The sequence below is a fragment of the Pseudomonas sp. 02C 26 genome, from assembly GCF_002843585.1.
In the GTDB taxonomy this organism is placed as follows: Bacteria; Pseudomonadota; Gammaproteobacteria; order Pseudomonadales; family Pseudomonadaceae; genus Aquipseudomonas; species Aquipseudomonas shirazensis.
Genome location: NZ_CP025262.1, coordinates 1,936,517 through 1,954,249, shown reverse-complemented (window position 1 = coordinate 1,954,249; position 17,733 = coordinate 1,936,517). Strand labels below are relative to the sequence as shown.

Genomic DNA, 17,733 nt, shown 5'->3' with positions numbered 1-17,733 from the left:
TAACACTTACGCCATATATAAGAGCCGACACAATGCCAGCACCACACCGCCTCACCCCACTAGGAAAAGCACTGCTTCTGCGCCATGCCTTGCGCCCATCGTTGAGCATGAGCGCTCTTGGCCTGGCCCTGGCCCTGCCCTACGCAACGGTTGCTCAGGCGCAGGACCTGGCTTTCGACATTCCGGCGCAGCCGCTGAGTAGCGCGCTGCTCAGCTTCGGCAAGCAGACCGACATGCAGATCCTGTTCAGCCAGGACACCGTGCAAGGCCGCCGCAGCGCAGCAGTAGCCGGTCGCCTGTCGCCTGAGCAAGCACTGGCGCGACTGCTGCAGGGCACTGGCGTCAGCTACAGCGTGCAGGGCAACGTCGTCACCCTTGGCGCTCCGCGGGCGGCGGATGATTCGGCCATGCAGTTGGGTGCAACGAACATTTCCGGGGCGGCGTTGGGGATCACCACCGAAGGAACAGGTTCGTACACCACCGGTGAAACCGCAGCGGCTACGCGCTTGCCTCTGAGCCTGCGCAAGACGCCGCAGTCGGTCAGTGTGGTCACTCGCCAGCAGATGGATGATCAGAACCTGCAAAGTGTTTCCGATGTGCTCAAGCAGACGCCGGGGATTACCGTAAACCAGGAGAGTTCGGAGGCGTACAGCTTTTACTCGCGGGGCTTTCAGCTGGAGAACTACCAGTTCGATGGCGTGCCGAGCTTGTCATCTGATGGTGGCTCGTTGCGGGATAACTACAGTATTGGCAACAGCCTGATCTACGACCGTGTAGAGGTGCTCAAAGGCGCCACCGGCCTGGTTAACGGCACTGGATATCCCTCTGGTGTGGTCAACCTGGTGCGTAAGCGCCCTACAGACAAGTTCCAAGGGCAAATCGGCGCTGGGGCCGGCTCGTGGGACAAGTACACGGCTGATATCGACTTGTCAGGGCCGCTGAGTGACAGCGGCAATGTTAGGGGACGAATGGTCGCTGGCACGCAGAAGCAACACAGCTACGTAAATTATCTGAGTGGTGAGCAAAACACCTTCTACGGTGTGCTCGAAGCTGACCTGAATGACAGCACCATGGTCACCGTCGGCTATGACGTGCAGAAGAACAACGACAACGGCAGCACCACTGGCGCGCTGCCAGCCTTCTTCATGGACGGTCGCACAGTCAAGTTTTCCCGCGACGAGAACGCTGCAGACCGCTGGACCTGGCGAAATCAGGAAACCCAGCGTGCGTTCGCGGAGCTGTCGCATACCTTTGATAACGACTGGGTTTTCAAAAGCGTCCTGAGCGGTCGGCAATATCGCTCACGTGAGCTGATGTCCGGTATCAGCAGCGAACCGATCCAGGCAGATGGCAGCATCTCCCACGGCTTCATCGGTGGCAATATTGGTAGCGATGGCAGCATTTACCCGATCGGTACTGCGTCCAAGTTCAACACCACCAGCAAGGAAGAAAGTCTGGATCTGTTTGCGCGAGGACCCTTCACCCTGGGTGGTCGCGTCCATGAAGCCGTGGTGGGCTATAGCATTGCGCGCACCAAAGCGACCTCGAAGCGTGATGATGGTGTGACCAATCCCGTTATCGACGATGTGTTCCAATGGGACGGTTACGGCGATTATCCAACCAATTTTGAATGGTGGTCGACCTTCGATATCGAAGCGCGTCAGCGAATCGCCTTCGCTGCAACCATTTTCAAACCAACTGACGAGTTGCAGCTCATTCTCGGTGCGCGCGTGGTCGATTACTCCTGGGAGATCGATACCATCAACGCCATCGGACGCAAACTTCCGGCCGATGACACCATCTCTGGCGAAGTCGTACCGTATGCCGGCATCACCTACGATATCGATCAGTACCATACCGTTTACTTCAGCTACACCGATGTATTCAAACCACAGCCCTACAATCTGGATGCAACGGGCAAGCCACTTGATCCTCTCACCGGGCAAAGCTACGAAGTGGGTATCAAAGGCGCTTACTTCAATGATCGCCTGAACGCCAGCCTGGCGTTGTTCGAACTCAAGCAGGATAACTTCGCCATCCTTGCCGGCACCAACCCGTTGACGGGTGGTGATGCCTATCGCGCGGTGCAGGGCGTGAAGACCCGCGGCGTAGAGTTGGAGCTCTCGGGTGAGGTTGCGCAGGGCCTGAATGTGATGGGCGGCTATACCTTCGTCGAATCCCATGATGGTGATAAGGATCGCGTAGCGACCAACCAGCCGCAGCATATGTTCAAGGTGGCTACCAACTACCGCCTGCCGGGCGATTGGAACAAAGTCACAGTAGGCGGTAATGTTTACTGGCAGAGCTCCACGTACTTCCAGCCGGGCAACTGGTACAGCACCAACGACCCTACTGCCAAGTTCGAGCAGAAACCTTACACGTTGGTCGGCTTGGTGGCGGGATATGACTTCACCGAGGACTTCAAGGGCACTGTTAACGTCAATAATTTGTTTGACAAACATTACTACAGTGGGATCGGTAACTACGACACTGTGTACTGGGGTGCGCCGCGCAACGTGATGTTCAATGTGAAATACAGCTTCTGACCTAACCCTCAATCGCGCGAGCTCAGAGCCTCCGTCAGCAATCCGACGGGGGCTTTTTGTTGCCATGCGCTTTAGCAGAGCAGCGACTTGCTTGCACCCTCTGCTAGCAAACAAGTGCCTAAGGGCCACCTCTAGCAACACTCACCCAATCCAAGCGGCGAGCAAATGCATAAATGCATTCATGGCTGTAGGCATGCATTGATACATATAGAGTGACTTCACCTGCACTGACAGCAGATCCGGAGCAAAAATGCTCCGCCTTTAAAACCGCGAGGAGTAATACTCAATGACGACAGTCAATCTCCCAGCAACCTTTGTGGGCGCACAGCCTCCCGCTGGCAATGATCCGTATGGTATCGGTTCAATGTACAGTCTTTCCAAGTCGGAGGCTCCCAAGCGTCTACGCAGATGGCCCATGCAAGACATGAACTTCAGGATGTAAACAGAGGCCTGGGGAAGGAAATCGGCCGCATTGAAGCAGAGGTGAAAAAACGTTTGCCGAGACTCTTGTCGTCGAAGCCGGTGTAACGGCGCTCATGCTTGGGGATCAGAATGGGCGAGAAACTGCCGTTGCGGTCGCGTGGAATATCCAGGCGGATCGGGCCATCGCCGGTGAGTACCGTCTTGCCGCTCTTACCGTTGCGCTGGTTGGTTTCATCCTCTGGGCGCTGCGCGCCCGGCGGATAGCCTAAGTGGTGGCCCAGCTCTACGTTCAGTGTCCGCTCGATCAGCGCCTTCTTGAACGCCGCAGAAGCTTCTTCTATCGCCTCAGCGGTCATCAGCGTTTCTGGGAGTTGATCCAGCAGCTCCTTTGGAAGCTTCGGCAGCTCCCGCACCGGTTGGCGCTCAGATTTCTTTTTGATTGGCATACATGCACCTCTTACTCATGTTATGCCCGAACACAAAATTTCTGACACCCCCAGCGCTGCAATCGATGACAACCAAATGAAGAAATTCAACGATTTTGTTTTGTCTCTCAGACCTTAATCGAACAAGCTGACTTATGGAGTCAGCTTGTTCTCGCGCTCGCGCAGAGAAAATACAGCCCGCCAACTGGCAGCGCTACGATCAAACAAAAAACGTGATAGAGCATAATAAATCCGTTATTTCTGAGGGTTTCGACACCAAAGCATCTATGCCACAGGCTATAGGTACGCGTAACATGCGCAAGCTGCTCGAAACACTTAGTAGCATACGGAAACAATAAGCAACTGGCGACTACCAGCGAGGTATAGACGACATTAGTACCTAAGGGATGCGCATCACGCAAGTACCAGTTAATCAAAAACACGCCGCTATAGAGCAGCCCACGTTTGCATTGCCGAAGATAATATTGACTGTCCATTTTTGGTCTATTCTGACGTGCTTCAAAAAAGGCCGCGCCCCCTCTTTCGCGGCCTATCTAGCTGAGCAATTTTGACCTGCATGATACCGCTTAGCGCAGATGCATGCAAAATGCATATACCCATGTGAGTCTCCCTCATTCAGCTACTCTACGCAAAGCCAAGCGGCTAGGTCGCATCGACTTCAGGCAGCGCAATTGAGCTACTGCTAACGGGTGCCGCCCATAGTCATCGCAAAAAAAGAGGCACCTTTCGGTGCGCCTTTTTCCACCCTTCACGACAAGCCATCACGCCGCCAACGGTCGTTTGCCCAACACCTCCCCCAGATTGCGATCAACTCGCCCATCCACCAACTGCCACAGCACCTGCAACAATTGCTCGTTCAGCAGACCCACCGCATCCTCAGCGAATGCATCGAGTCGGTAGGCAAAGCGCAGCTGCAATTGGCCTTTGAGCTCCACATACAGCGTCAGCGGGGTATTCACCTGTTCGACACTGTTCATGGCCTGCAAGCGCAAACCGCGGCTGTCACCGCTCGCTTGTGCGGCGCTGACCGGATAGTTCTCGAAGACAATCTCGGTATCCGCCAGAGCACCGCCCAGACCCGCCCAACCTTCGATCTCAGCCGGTGCGTTATAGCCATGCTCGCGCACTTGCAGGTTGCGCGCCTGCAAATCCTGCAGCCAGTCGCTCAGCCCTTGTAGACGATCTATTTCGGCCACCAGTGGCACATCGTTGATATACAGGCCCAACTGCCGCTCGATATCGCGCAAGTGCGGCGGTCGTCCAGACAAGGTCACGCCGCAGGCGACTGTCGATTCACCCGTGTGATGGTGCAGCAGCAACAACCAGGCGGCCTGCATCAGCGTGTTGACGGTGATTTTCTGCCGGCGGGCAAAACTGGCAACCTGCTCGGTCTGCAGTGCGTCAAAGTGGTAGGCCAACTCGCCATGCCCTCCTCCCGCTGCCGCAGTGCGACCGATCGCGCAGCGCTGCAGCAAGGTCGGCGTGTGCAACGAGGCCAGTTGGCCTTGCCAGAAGTGCTGATCGGCAGAACGGTCACGGCTTTGCAGCCAGGCAATGTAATCGCGATAGCCACCACCACTGCGCACCAGCGCCTGCCCGGTGTAGGCAGCCAGGACATCGTTGAACAACTGAAAACCACTCCAGCCATCCAGCAGAATATGGTGATTGGTACACAGCAGCCGATAACGCGAGCCACCGCGGTGAATCAACACCAACCGCAACAACGGCTCAGCATCCAGTTCAAACCCACGCAGGCGCTCATCATTGGCCAACTGTTCAAGCTGAGCAGTGCTCAGTTCGCAACCATCCACCTGCCGCAACGGCAACCGCACCTGGCGATGCACCACCTGCACCGGAGCAGTCAACGGCGCCGCCCAGGCAAACCGAGTACGCAGGATCGGATGATGATCCATCGCCGCCTGCCAGGCCTGGCGCAGCCGCTCCGGGTCGACGCCATCGAGGTCCATGCACATCTGGTTGACGAAGTCGCCCGCCACCGCGTCGTGCAGCTCATGTTGCAACAGGTACTGTTGCATCGGCGCCAGCGGATAGATGTCTTCGATGGCCGCAGGCGCGACGCCAAGTGCGTCCAGCTGGGGCTGCGCAAGCCCGGCCACAGGGAAGTCGGATGGGGTGACGCCGGCGTGGCGCTCGTCGCAGCAATGTTCGATCAGCTCGGCCAGCGCCTGCACATAGGCATCCGCCAACGCCTGCATCGGCGCAGGGTCGAACATCGCCTGGCTGAAACTCCAGTCCAGGCGTAGACGGCCGTCATACACCTTGCCACTGATCGACAGCCAATTGCCCAGCGGCGCCGCAGCGTTGGAATCGCTGCCATGGGCTTCGCTGGCCGGGCTGAACAAGGCATCATCCTGGCTGAAGCTGCCGTCGAACTGGCCGAGGTAGTTGAAGGTGATGCGCGGTACCGGCAGCGCAGCCAGTTGCCGACGAGTGTCCGCCGAACCGAGGTAACGCAGCACGCCGTAGCCCAAACCTTTGTCGGGGATGGCGCGCAGTTGTTCTTTGATGGCTTTGATAGAGCTTGCAGGATCGTGAGCCGGTGTCAGCTTCAGCGGAAACACCGAGGTGAACCAGCCGACTGTGCGGCTGAGGTCGATGTCGTCAAACAGCGCCTCGCGGCCATGGCCTTCGAGCTGGATCAAGGTCGAGCCGGCGCCGGTCCACTGGCCCACCACCTGGGCGAGCGCGGTGAGCAGCAGGTCATTGACCTGCGTCCGATAGGCTGCCGGCGCTGCCTGCAACAGGCGACGGGTCTGTTCGGTGTCGAGCTGGGCGTGCACGCTGGTGGCATCGAGGCCGCTGGCGATCGCGTTGGCTGCAACACCGGGCAGACCGGTAACCGCGCCGCTGAGCTGGCTGCACCAGTAATCCAGTTCGGCTGGCGCGGCGGCGCGCTGCGCATGAGTCTGCAAGCGCTCGGCCCAGCGTTGATAGGCGCTGGATTTTGCCGGTAGTTGCACTGGCTGGTTTTGCAGCGCTTGCTGATAGGCCTGTTGCAGGTCTTCGAACAGCACCCGCCAGGACACGCCGTCGACCACCAGGTGATGCACCACCAGCAACAAGCGCTGGCTGCCATCAGCCAAGGTCGCCAGCACTGCCCGCAACAACGGCCCGGCAGCCAGATCAAAACTGCGGTGAGCAGCTTCGCAGCGTGCTTGCAGTTCAGCGGTATCGGCCACCTCGACCTGCCACAGCAGGCTCTGAGCAACGTCTACGTCACGGTAGTGCGCCTGCCAGCCATCGGCTTGCTCGACAAACGCCAGGCGCAACGCATCGTGGTGTGCGACCAAGGCCTGCAGCGCCTGCTCCAGCGTGGCGGCCTGCAATGGCTCACGGCCTTTGAGCAGTACCGACTGGTTCCAGTGATGCCGGCTCGGGATTGGCTCCTCGAAGAACCACTGCTGCACCGGCAGCAGTACCTGCGCACCGGTTACCGGGCCTTGGTCGATCTGCTCGCCCTCACCCACTTCAGCGACGGCAGCCAGGGCCCGAATGGTCTGCTGCTCGAACAGGTCCTTAGGCGTAAAGCGAATCGACGCCTGCCGCGCACGGCCAACCAGCTGCAGCGAGATGATCGAGTCGCCACCGAGTTCGAAGAAGTTGTCGGTGACGCCAACCTGCTCGACCTTGAGCACCTCCTGCCACAACGCAGCCAGCGTGCTTTCGACGTCATTGCGCGGTGCCACGTAGCTGCGCGCAGCGTGGTCAACCGTCGGCAGCGGCAAGGCCTTGCGGTCGAGCTTGCCATTGGGTGTCAGCGGCAGTTGCTCGAGCAGCAGCCAATGCGCGGGCAGCATGTAATCGGGCAACGCGGCCTTGAGTTCGGCCTTGATCGGCTCGAGCAAGGCTGCATCGGTATGCACCTGGCGTTGGCCAGCGGCGGCCACCAGATAAGCCACCAGCCTGCGCCCTTGTGCAGTTTCCTGCGCCAGCACCACGGCTTCGCTGATGGCGGCAAAGCCCATCAGGCGCGCTTCGATCTCGCCTAGTTCGATACGGAAACCGCGAATCTTGACCTGGTTGTCGATGCGGCCGAGGTACTCGAATACCCCCGCCTCGTCCTGGCGTACCACATCGCCGGTGCGGTACAACCGCGCACCGGCTTCGCCGTAAGGATCGGGCACGAAGCGCTCGGCACTTTGTCCAGGGCGGTTGAGGTAGCCGCGAGCAAGCCCGGTGCCGCCGATGTACAACTCACCCGCCACACCGACCGGCAACAGGTTGAGGTCGGCGTCGAGCACGTACGCGCTGCGCTCGCCCACGCAACTGCCAATCGGTGCATAGGCCGCGCTGCAGACGTCATTCAAATCAGTGCGCCAGACCATCGGCGTGACCACGGTTTCGGTCGGCCCGTAGCCGTTGATCATCATCTTCGGCTTGAGCACCTGCTGCACCAGCTCGAAGCTGGCCTGCGGCATGGCATCGCCACCAAAGCTGTACAGGCGCATGGGTGGTGGATTACCCACCCGCTGCACATGCTCGGCAAGCTGGTGCAGATAGGCCGGCGGGAACCCGGCCATGGTCGCGCCGTACTCGCGCAGCGCCTCGCAGGTCTGCTCCGGGGTCCACAGACTGTCGTCGCGCAAGAGTATGCTGCTGCCATGCAGCAAGCCGGTCAGCCAGCGTTCATGAGCGCCGTCGAAGGCGAACGAGAGGAAGTGCAGCTCGCAATCGGCCGGCGTCATGCGATAGGCCTCGCCGGTGCTGCGACAGTGCATCGCCAGAGGGCCGTGGGCGACAGCGACGCCTTTGGGGCGACCGGTGGAGCCTGAGGTGTAGATGATGTAGGCCAGGCTTTCGGGTGCAACCTCGACGGCAGGTGCGCTGCTCGCGTGCTGGCTCAGGTCAAGGCTGTTCAGCTCGAGCACTGCCAGCCCCGGCGGGATCGGCAGTTCCGCGCGCTGTGGCGCCTCGGTCAGCAGCAGGCTGATGGCGGAGTCTTCCATCAAGTACGCCAGACGCTCGCGCGGATAACTGAGGTCCAGCGGCACGTAGGCGCCACCGGCCTTGAGCACGGCGAGCAGGGCCACCAGCAAGCCGTCACTGCGCGGCAGCGCCACGCCCACCCGCAGCTCCTGGCCGACGCCGCGGGCGATCAGCTCATGGGCCAAACAGTTGGCACGCTGGTCGAGCTCGCCATAGCTGAAACGCTGGCCATTGAAGATCAGTGCCTGACGCTCTGGCCAGGCGCCGGCCATGGCGCCGATACCCAGGTGTACCGGCGGTTCGGCGAAGCGTGGCCAGTCGTGGCACAGCGCAGCGCGCTCCGCTTCGGTCAGCAGTTCGATGCTGGCCAAGGGGCGCTCGACGTCGACCATGAAGGCGGCCAACAGCTGCAACAGATGGCCATTGAGACGCTCGATGGCGGCGTGGGTAAACGCTACGCGGTCGTAGCCGTAGCTGATACTCAGGCGGCGTTCGGCTGCAACTGCCACGGCCAGCGGATAGTTGGTCCGTTCGCGGCTGGCAACGTCGCCAAAGCGCACGCTGCTCTCGGCTTGTTGGCCCAGTGCCTCGGCTACGGGATAGTTGTCGAACACCAGCAGGCTGTCGAACAGTGCCTCGCCGCCAGTCCCGGCCCAGCGCTGGATATCGTTAAGCGGCGTGTGCTCGAACTCACGCAGGGCGAGGTTTTCGGCCTGGACGCTGTGCAGCCAGTCGCCGACGCGCTGGCCTGCCTGCGGGGTGGCAATGACCGGCAAGGTGTTGATGAACAGCCCGACCTGTTGCTCGATCCCCGGCAGCTCTGCCGGCCGCCCGGCCACCGTGGCGCCAAAGGCCACGCTGGCTTGGCCGGTATAGCGCTGCAACAGCAGCAGCCAGGCCGCTTGCACCAGGGTGTTGACGGTGACTTTCTGTTGCCGGGCAAACGCCTGCAGGTGCTGGCTGTTGGCTTCGTCCCAGTCATGGTGAAACTCGCCATGACCACTCGCACCCGTGCCCCGGGCCAGGCTACCGGCCAACCGGGTAGGCTCGTCCAAGGCCGTCAGGCGCTGGCGCCAGAAGCTTTCGCAGGCGGCGCTGTCCTGGCGCTGCAGCCAGCCGATGTAGTCGCGATAACGACCAGGCTGACGAGCCGGCTGCAGGCCGTGATAGCGCTGCATCACTTCGCTCATCAGCTGCGAACTGCTCCAGCCGTCCATCAGGATGTGATGGTTGGTGTAGATCAGGTGCTGCTTGTCGCCGCCCAGCTCCAGCAGGAGCAGACGCAGCAATGGCGCCTGATCAAAGCGCGAACAGGCCTGCCGCTCGGCAGCGGCCAATGCCTCCAGATCCACGCCTTGGCCATCGAGCACCTGCAACGGCAGCTCGACCTGACGATGGACAATCTGCACCGGCTCACTCAGCTCGCCCTGCCAGTGGAAGGACGTGCGCAGGATGTCGTGGGCTGTAATTGCATCCGCCCACGCCTTGCCGAAACGCTCGGCGTCGAGGCCTTGCACCGGCACTTGCAGCTGATTGACGTAGTCGTCCGAGGCTTGCTGGTAGAGGGTGTGAAAGAGCATGCCCTGCTGCATCGGCGCCAGCGGATAGAGGTCGGCGATGGCCCTTGGTGCTACCGGTAAGGCGTCCAGTTGGGTTTGCTCGAGCGCCGCCAGCGGGAAGTCGGACGGCGTTACTCCGCCGTTTGCCAGCTGGCAGCAGTGCTCGATCAGCGCCAGCAGGGTAGCCTGATAGTCGTCGGCCAGCCGCTGCACCGTGGCATCGTCGAACACCTCGCTGCTGAAGCTCCAGCTCAGCGCCAACTCGCCGCCGTAGACCTGGCTGTTGAGGGTCAGCCAATTGCCCAGCGGGGCACAGCTGTCGCGCTCGTCCCCGGCGTTTTCCGCTGCCGGCGCAAACAGCGAATGCTCGTCGAAGCTCTGGTCGAACTGGCCCAGGTAGTTGAAGGTGATCGCCGGTTTCGGCACTGCCGCCAACGCGGCGCGGCAGGCATCGTCACCGAGATGACGCAGCACACCGAAGCCCAGACCATTGCCCGGCACCTGGCGCAGTTGCTCCTTGATTGCCTTGATCGAACTGGCGATATCGTCGGCTGGGGCCAGACGCACGGGGTACAGGCTGGTGAACCAGCCAACCGTGCGTGACAGGTCGATTTCAGGGAACAGCTCTTCGCGGCCGTGCCCTTCCAACTGCACCAGCACCTCAGGGCGACCGGTCCAGCGGCAGACCACTTCGGCCAGGGCCAGCAACAGCAGGTCGTTGATCTGCGTGCGGTAGGCGCGTGCAGCGTCCTGCAGCAGGCGGGTGGTAGCCTCGCGTGGCAGGCGGGTGTTGATAGCGCGGCCATGGCAGGCCAGGTTGGCGCCGTGTGGGCGGTCCAGTGGCAGGCTGGCATCAGCGTCACGCAAGCGTTGCCAGTAGGCCAGTTCAGCCTCGGTCAGCGCGCCGCGGGCATGCTCGCGCAGGCGCAGGGCCCAGCTCTGGAACGCGCTGGTCTTGGCCGGCAGACGCGCCAGCGTGCCCTGCTGCAGATCCCGGTACAGCTGCTGCAAGTCTTCCAGCAACACCCGCCAGGACACGCCATCGACCACCAGGTGGTGGATCACCAGCAATAGCCGCTGGCTGCCATCGGCAAGGTCCATCAGCACCGCGCGCAGCACCGGGCCGTTGCTCAGATCCAGACTGGCTTGTGCACGCTGGCCCAGATCGCGCACAGCGGCTTCGTCGGCCACGGCTTCGTGCCACAGGCAAGCCTCGATACTGTCGACGTGGCTGGCCTGCCATTGCCCGGCAACCTGCTGATAGCGCAGGCGCAAAGCGTCATGGTGCTGTTGCAGGGTGCTCAGTGCCTGGGCCAGCAGTGCCACTTGCAGCGGGCTGCGTGGCGTCAACAGCACGGACTGGTTCCAGTGCTGCAACTGCGGGATGTCGCTGGCGAAAAACACCTGCTGGATCGGCGTCAGCGGCATCTCGCCGCGCACTGGGCCCTGGTCGATCTGCAGCACTTGGATACAGCTGGCAACGGCTGCCAGCTCAAGGATGGTCTGGCAGCGGAAGACGTCTTTGGAGGCGATATGAATGCCCGCCTGACGCGCCCTGCCGACCATCTGGATGGCGATGATCGAGTCACCGCCAAGTTCGAAGAAGTTGTCGCTGATGCCCACCCGCTCGACACCGAGCAGCGCTTGCCAGATTTCTACCAGTTGACCTTGGACGTCGTTGGCGGCAGCGCGATAGTCGGCCTGGCTGCTGACGTCGGGTTGCGGCAGTGCCTTGTGATCCAGCTTGCCGTTGGCGGTCAGCGGCAGCGTCGGCAACAGCAGCAGATGGCTCGGCACCTGATGCGCTGCCAACTGCTCGCCCAGCCACTGACGGATCCCGGGCAGATCGGCCTCGGCGGCGACCAAATAAGCCACCAGCTGTTTGCCGGTCGGGCCGTTCTGAGCAACCACGGCGCATTCACGCACCTGTGGGTGGCTCTGCAGGCAGGCCTGCACCTCGCCAGGTTCGACCCGGTAGCCGCGAATCTTGACCTGGTGATCGACCCGGCCAATGAACTCCAGCAGGCCATCGGCGCGGTAGCGCGCCTGGTCACCGGTGCGGTACAGCCGTGTGCCGTCGGCGTTGAACGGGTTGGGCACGAAGCGCTCGGCGGTCATGCCAGGACGCAGGTGATAGCCACGGGCGACGCCGGCACCGCCCAGGTACAGCTCACCGGCACAGTTCACCGGCAACGCGCCAGCATCACTGTCGAGCACATAGGCGCGCAGATTGGCCAGCGGCCGCCCCAGCGGCAGGCGTGTAGCGTGCGCCCAGTCGCCATCGAGGCTTTGGGTGATGGCGCCGACCGTGGTCTCGGTCGGGCCGTAATGGTTGACCACGCGGCAGGCCGGGGCCAGCTGCTGGATGCGTTGCAACAGGCTTGGCGGGCAGGCTTCGCCGCCCAGCACCAGGCACTGCCGGGGGATGACTGCGGCGTTATCTTCGCCAAGCAGCGCCGCCAGGTGCGACGGCACGATCTTCAGCACATCGATCTGTTCATTGTGCAGATAAGCGCCTAGGGCGCTGCCATCGACCGCCATGTCGTTGTCGATCAGGTGCAAGGCCTGGCCGTGGCACAGCGCGCCAAACAGCACGGTATGACCAAGGTCAGCGGCCATGGTCGAGACCAGCGCCATGCTCCGCGCCTGAGTGATCGGCAGGCGTTCGCCGATGGCTGCAACGTAGTTGGCCAGCGCGCCGTGGCTGACGGTGACGCCCTTGGCGCGACCGGTGGAGCCGGAAGTAAAGATGACATAGGCCAATTGCTGCGGGTCGCTGATCGGCGCCAGCGCCCAGCCTGCGCCGGACAACGCCTGGGTCGGGTCGGGCAGCAGTTGCTGGTGCACGCCGGTCAGCTCGGCAAAGCGCTCAGCCAGCGGCGCCTGCACCAGCAGGTGCTCGAGGGCGCTGTCGGCGATCATCTGGTTGAGACGTTGCTGCGGGTACTCGGGCGCCAGCGGCACATAGGCGCCGCCGGCCTTGAGCACCGCCAGCAGGCCGACGACCATCTCCAGCGAACGCTCGGCAGCGATACCGACCAGTACATCGGTGCCCACGCCCTGCTCGCGCAAGCGCCCGGCCAAGGCTTCGGCCTGGGCGTCGAGCTGGGCATAGCTGAGGCGCCGTGCGCCTTGCACCACAGCGATGGCCTCAGGTGTGGTTTGCGCATGGGCACTGATCCGCGCTGGTACATCAAGGGCGCGCTGCTGCAACGGGCCGCCTTCGGCCCATTGCGCTAACTGCTGTTGTTCTGCAGGGCTGTACAGCGCTAGGTCGCCAATCGCCTGCTGCGGATCGCGCAGTGCATCAGCGAGCAGATTGCGCCAGTGCTCGGCTAGGCGGGCAATGGTGCTGGCGTCGAACAGATCAGTGGCGTACACCAAAGCTGCATACAAGCGGCCATCGGCTTCGCGGGTGCTCAGGGTCAGGTCGAAGCGCACCGCTTCATGCCCGCTGCCCTGCACCTCGACGGTCAGGCCCGGCAATTCCAGGCGGCCGGCGTCGGCTGCGTCGACCAGATGGTTGTAGAGCACTTGAAACAGCGGGCTACTGTCCAGATTGCGCTCGGGTTGCAGGGCATCGACCAGTTGTTCGAACGGCGTGTCCTGATGCGCCTGGGCCTCGAGGACCCGGCTCTTGACCTGGGCCAACAGCGCGGCAAAAGTCTGCTGGGGCGTGATATCAGCCTGTAACACCTGCGTGTTGACGAAAAAGCCGATCAACCCCTCGACTTCAGCGCGAGTACGGTTGGCCACGGGCGTGCCGACGCGGACTTGAGCGGCGCCACTGTAACGGTGCAGTACGGCCTGGAAGCTGGCCAGCAGCAGCATGAACAGCGTGCTGCCGGTCGCCGCCGACATAGCGCGCAGGCGCGCGCCAAGGGCTGCATCGAATTCGATTTCATGGCGCGCACCGCGGTTGCTGCGGCTGGCCGTGCGTGGCCGGTCCAGTGGCAAAGCCAGCTGCACGTGCTCGCTACCGAGTCGCTCGCGCCAGTAGGCCAGCTGCCGCTCGCCCTCACCGGCCTCCAGCCACAGCCGCTGCCAGTGGGCGTAGTCGGCGTAGTGTACGGCCAGAAGCGGCAACGCAGCGCGCTGGCCCTGCAAGGCCTGGCGATAACCTTCGCTGACTTCGCCAACCAGGATCGGCAACGACCAGGCATCGCAGACAATATGGTGGCTGCAGAACAACAGCACATGCTGCTCGGCATCGAGCTTGATCAGCGTTGCCCGCAGCAGCAAGTCACGCTCCAGATCGAAGGGCTGCTCGGCCAGCGCCGTCATCTGTTCGGCCAATAGCGCTTCGGCGCCCTCACCCGCGGCACTCAGGTCGAGCCGGGTCAGGGCAAACCGACGCTGCGGGTGGATCACCTGCAACACCTGCTGCTCGTGCCAGCGGAAGCTGGTGCGCAGCACTTCGTGCCGCTCGATCAACTGCCCGATCGCCTGCTCCAGCGCGGTGCTGTTCAGCTGTCCACGCAAGCGCAGCTGCGCGGGTTGGTTATAGGCGCTGGACTGCGGGTCCAGTTGCCATACCAACCACAGCCGCTGCTGCGCATACGAGGCCGGCAACTCGCTGATGCCCGCCTCGCGCGGCGGAATCGGCAGAATATCCAGCGACAGCCCCTGGGCGATCATCTTCGCTTGCAGGGCGCTGCGTTCCGCTGGGCTGAAGCAGGCAAAGCGTTTGGCCAGGGCCAACATCCGATCGGGTAGCTGACTCATTGCTGCTCAGCCTCGGCGAACAGGGCTTCGAGGGCATCGAGCTTGTCTTCGTTGACTTCGTTATCGCGATGCAGCTCGACCTGCTGGGCCAGCAACTCGACGGTTTCACCTTCGAAAAATGCCCGCAGCGGCAGGTTGATATTGAGCTCGCTGTGTACCCGCGAGCGAATCCGCGTGGCCAGCAACGAATGCCCGCCGAGGGCGAAGAAGTTGTCGTGGATACCGACTTGCGGCAGCTCCAGCGCCTCTTGCCAGATGCGCGCCAGCGTCTGCTCCAGCTCATTGCGCGGTGCGACGTAGGCCTGACCGCGTTGCTCGCGGGCACTCAGCGCGTTGCGGTCTAGCTTGCCGTTGGGGGTCAACGGCATGCGCTCGAGCGCGTTGATGAAGGCTGGCACCATATGCTCGGGCAATTGCTCGCGCAGCAGCTCCAGCAGCGCCGCTTCACTGGCATCGGCAGGCGCGTCGGCGTGCAATACCACATAGGCGGCCAACTGCTTGCCGGCTGCGGTATCGCGGGCAACCACCGCCGCTTCGCGGACACGGCTATCAGCGCCGAGACGCGCTTCGATCTCGCCCAGCTCAATACGGAAGCCGCGAATCTTCAGCTGGAAATCGAGGCGTCCAAGGTAGTCGAGCACGCCGTCCGGGCGGCAGGCCACGCGGTCGCCGGTGCGGTACAGGCGCGCCCCGGGTACTGCTCCGTGCGGGTCCGGCAAGAAGCGGCTGGCGGTCAGGCTTGGCCTTGCCAGGTAGCCGCGGGCCAGGCCGGCGCCGGCGATATACAGCTCACCCGGGCGACCGAAGCCGACCAGTTCGCCCTGCTCGTCGAGCACCTGCAAGCGGGTGCCGGCAATCGCCGTGCCGATCGCCACGCGCTCGGCCAGCACGGGCTCGGCAACTGCCTGGGCAGTGCACCAGACGGCGCTCTCGGATGGCCCGTACTCGTTGACCAAGAGTGTCTGCGGCAAGCGTTGCTGGTGGCGTTCGCTGAGCTCGACCGGGCAGGCCTCGCCGGCCACGATCACGCAGGCCAGGCCGGCGTCGGTTGGCAGTGCTTCGAGGATCTGCGCATAGAACGATGGCAGCGCGAGGAAGTGCGAAATTTGCTGGTCGGCAACCTGCTGCGCGATCTGCAACGGGTCTTTGTGTGCCTGCTCGGCCGGCAGGCACAAGCTGCCGCCTTGAGCGAGGGTCCAGAAAATGCCGGCCACCGAGCTGTCGAACGAGAACGACGACAGCATCAGGAAGCGTTGGATCGGTTCGCGGTAGAACTGCAAGCGCGCCTGGGTCGAGGCACAGGCGTTGGCATGGCTGATCATCACGCCTTTGGGCAGGCCGGTGGAGCCGGAGGTGTAGATCACATAGGCCAGGTCGTCGCTGTGATTGCTGGCCGGCAGCGGGCTGGCGTCGCCCTCCTCCAACGTCTGCGCGGTCACTTCCAGCTGCACGGTTGCAGCGGGCAGCGTCAGTGCTTCAGGCAGCGCCTGCAAGCGCACCAGGCAGCGGACGCCAGCGTCTTCAAGCATGAAGCTCAGCCGTTCGTGCGGATAGGACGGATCCAGCGGCAGATAGGCGCCGCCAGCTTTGAGAATGGCCAGCAGGGTCACCACGATTTCCAGTGAGCGGCCGCCGTAGACGCCCACCAGGGCATCACGGCCGACACCTTCGGCTTGCAGGCGCCGCGCCAGGCGGTTGGCCTGGCGGTCGAGTTCGGCGTAGCTCAGCTGGCGGCCTTCGACCTGCAAGGCGATGTGCTGCGGATGCAGCGCGGCGCGGCGTTCGAACAGTTGGTGCAGCAGTTGCACCTGCGCCGTCTGCAGGCTGGCACTGTGGTCCAGCGACGCCAGCACCTGCCGCGACTGGCCGGCATCGAGCGTGGCGATGTCGCTGACGGGGTGCTCAGGCGCGGCCGCAGCCGCGGCGATGAACACAGCAAACTGGGCCAGCCAGGCATCCAGCAAGCCCGGTGCGAGCAGGCCGATCGGGGCCAGTAGTTGCAGAATCAGTTGCTGACCGCAGCGGCGCGCCTGCAGGTGGAGTTTTTCGGCTTGAGCGGGATCTTGCACCAGCACCAGATCGTGCTCAGTCTCCAGCTCGATGTCAGCGCCAAGCAGCAACGGGCCGGGCTGGTCCAGATTGCTCTCGAACAGTTCCACTTCATTGAAGCATTCAAGCCAGGAGCGGCTCTGCGCCAACTGCTGGGCAAAGCCCTGCAGGTGCTCACGCACAGACTGCTGCGCCGGCACCTCTGCGGCAACCGGCAGACGCCGAGCGAAGTGGCCCAAGGTGGCGAGCAATTGTTCGTTGCGACCGTCCACCAGCAGGCTCAGCAAAACTCGTTGCTCGCCCAGCAGGCCGCCCAGAAAACCTGCCCATAGCCCGCCAAGCGCTGCCTGCGCCGGCAGCCCAAGCTGCGCCGCCAGGCCTGCCACGGTCGCCAATGGCAACTCCAGAAGGCTCGACTCCCGCTCGCCGCCCAGGCCAACCCGACGCTCGAATGGCAGCTGCGGGGCATGAGTAAATTGCGCCAGCAGACCGCGCCAATGGGCCAGGCCCTCTTGGCCCAGTTGCTGCTCGGCAAGCTCCTCCTGCCAAGCGGCGTAGTCGGCATATTGCAAGGCATCGAATTCAGGCAATGTCTGGCCCTGGCCAAGCGCCGCCAGTTCATCAGCAAACAGGCGCAGGCTGGTCCGGTCAAGGCTGGCCAGCGGGGCGGCGAGCAGCACTTGCTCAGCCCAACGCACTGCCACCAGCGGCGTCTCTGCCAACGCTGCGCGAGCCAGCTCGCGGGCTTGCTCGAGGTCAGCCGCGTGCATCAGGCGTACCTCGGCCTGCGCGCTGATCGCCTGGGCGGGCAACTGCAGGCCAGGCACCTGGGTGTAGCGAGTGCGCAGGATTTCGTGGCGCTGGGCCAGTTGCAGCAGCGCGGCGTGCCACTGCGCGTCGTCACCGACAACGCTGGCAGGCAGCTGCAGGGTGGCCAGCAGCGGGCGCCCGGCATTGCGTTCGGCGCGCAGCAGTGCGGCTTGCTGGGCGGAGGTCTGGAAGATTTCTGCTGGAGTGCTGTACGTCATGCTGATGTCC

General features: G+C 62.9%; 3 protein-coding genes and 1 pseudogene. 1 reads left to right on the top strand and 3 read right to left on the bottom strand.

Annotated elements, in window-relative coordinates; all coding sequences use genetic code 11:
* Window positions 1-32: 32 nt before the first annotated feature.
* A complete protein-coding gene (locus CXQ80_RS08825; protein ID WP_101318514.1) occupies window positions 33-2,546 on the top strand; it encodes a TonB-dependent siderophore receptor in 2,514 nt (837 codons plus the stop codon).
* A 506-nt stretch (window positions 2,547-3,052) separates the two neighbouring features.
* Here CXQ80_RS08825 and CXQ80_RS08820 read toward each other — a convergent pair.
* The 3 genes and pseudogenes from CXQ80_RS08820 to CXQ80_RS08810 all read right to left on the bottom strand — a co-directional run.
* Window positions 3,053-3,415 (bottom strand): annotated as a pseudogene (locus tag CXQ80_RS08820) (transposase); the annotation flags it as partial.
* A gap of 761 nt (window positions 3,416-4,176) precedes the next feature.
* The gene (locus CXQ80_RS08815) at window positions 4,177-14,646 is read right to left on the bottom strand and encodes a non-ribosomal peptide synthetase (protein WP_101318512.1); all 10,470 of its coding nucleotides are present in this window, start codon (window positions 14,644-14,646) and stop codon (window positions 4,177-4,179) included.
* Window positions 14,643-17,723 (bottom strand): amino acid adenylation domain-containing protein, encoded by a 3,081-nt coding sequence (locus CXQ80_RS08810; protein ID WP_101318510.1) that lies wholly within the window; start codon window positions 17,721-17,723, stop codon window positions 14,643-14,645. Before CXQ80_RS08810 ends, CXQ80_RS08815 begins: the two co-directional genes overlap by 4 nt.
* Between the last annotated feature and the right edge of the window lie 10 nt (window positions 17,724-17,733).

What these genes read in the sequence shown, in the direction of transcription:
- CXQ80_RS08825 (WP_101318514.1), top strand. Translation starts at nt 33, where the DNA reads ATGCCAGCACCACACCGCCTCACCCCACTAGGAAAAGCACTGCTTCTG.
- CXQ80_RS08810 (WP_101318510.1), bottom strand. Translation starts at nt 17,723, where the DNA reads ATGACGTACAGCACTCCAGCAGAAATCTTCCAGACCTCCGCCCAGCAA.
- CXQ80_RS08815 (WP_101318512.1), bottom strand. Translation starts at nt 14,646, where the DNA reads ATGAGTCAGCTACCCGATCGGATGTTGGCCCTGGCCAAACGCTTTGCC.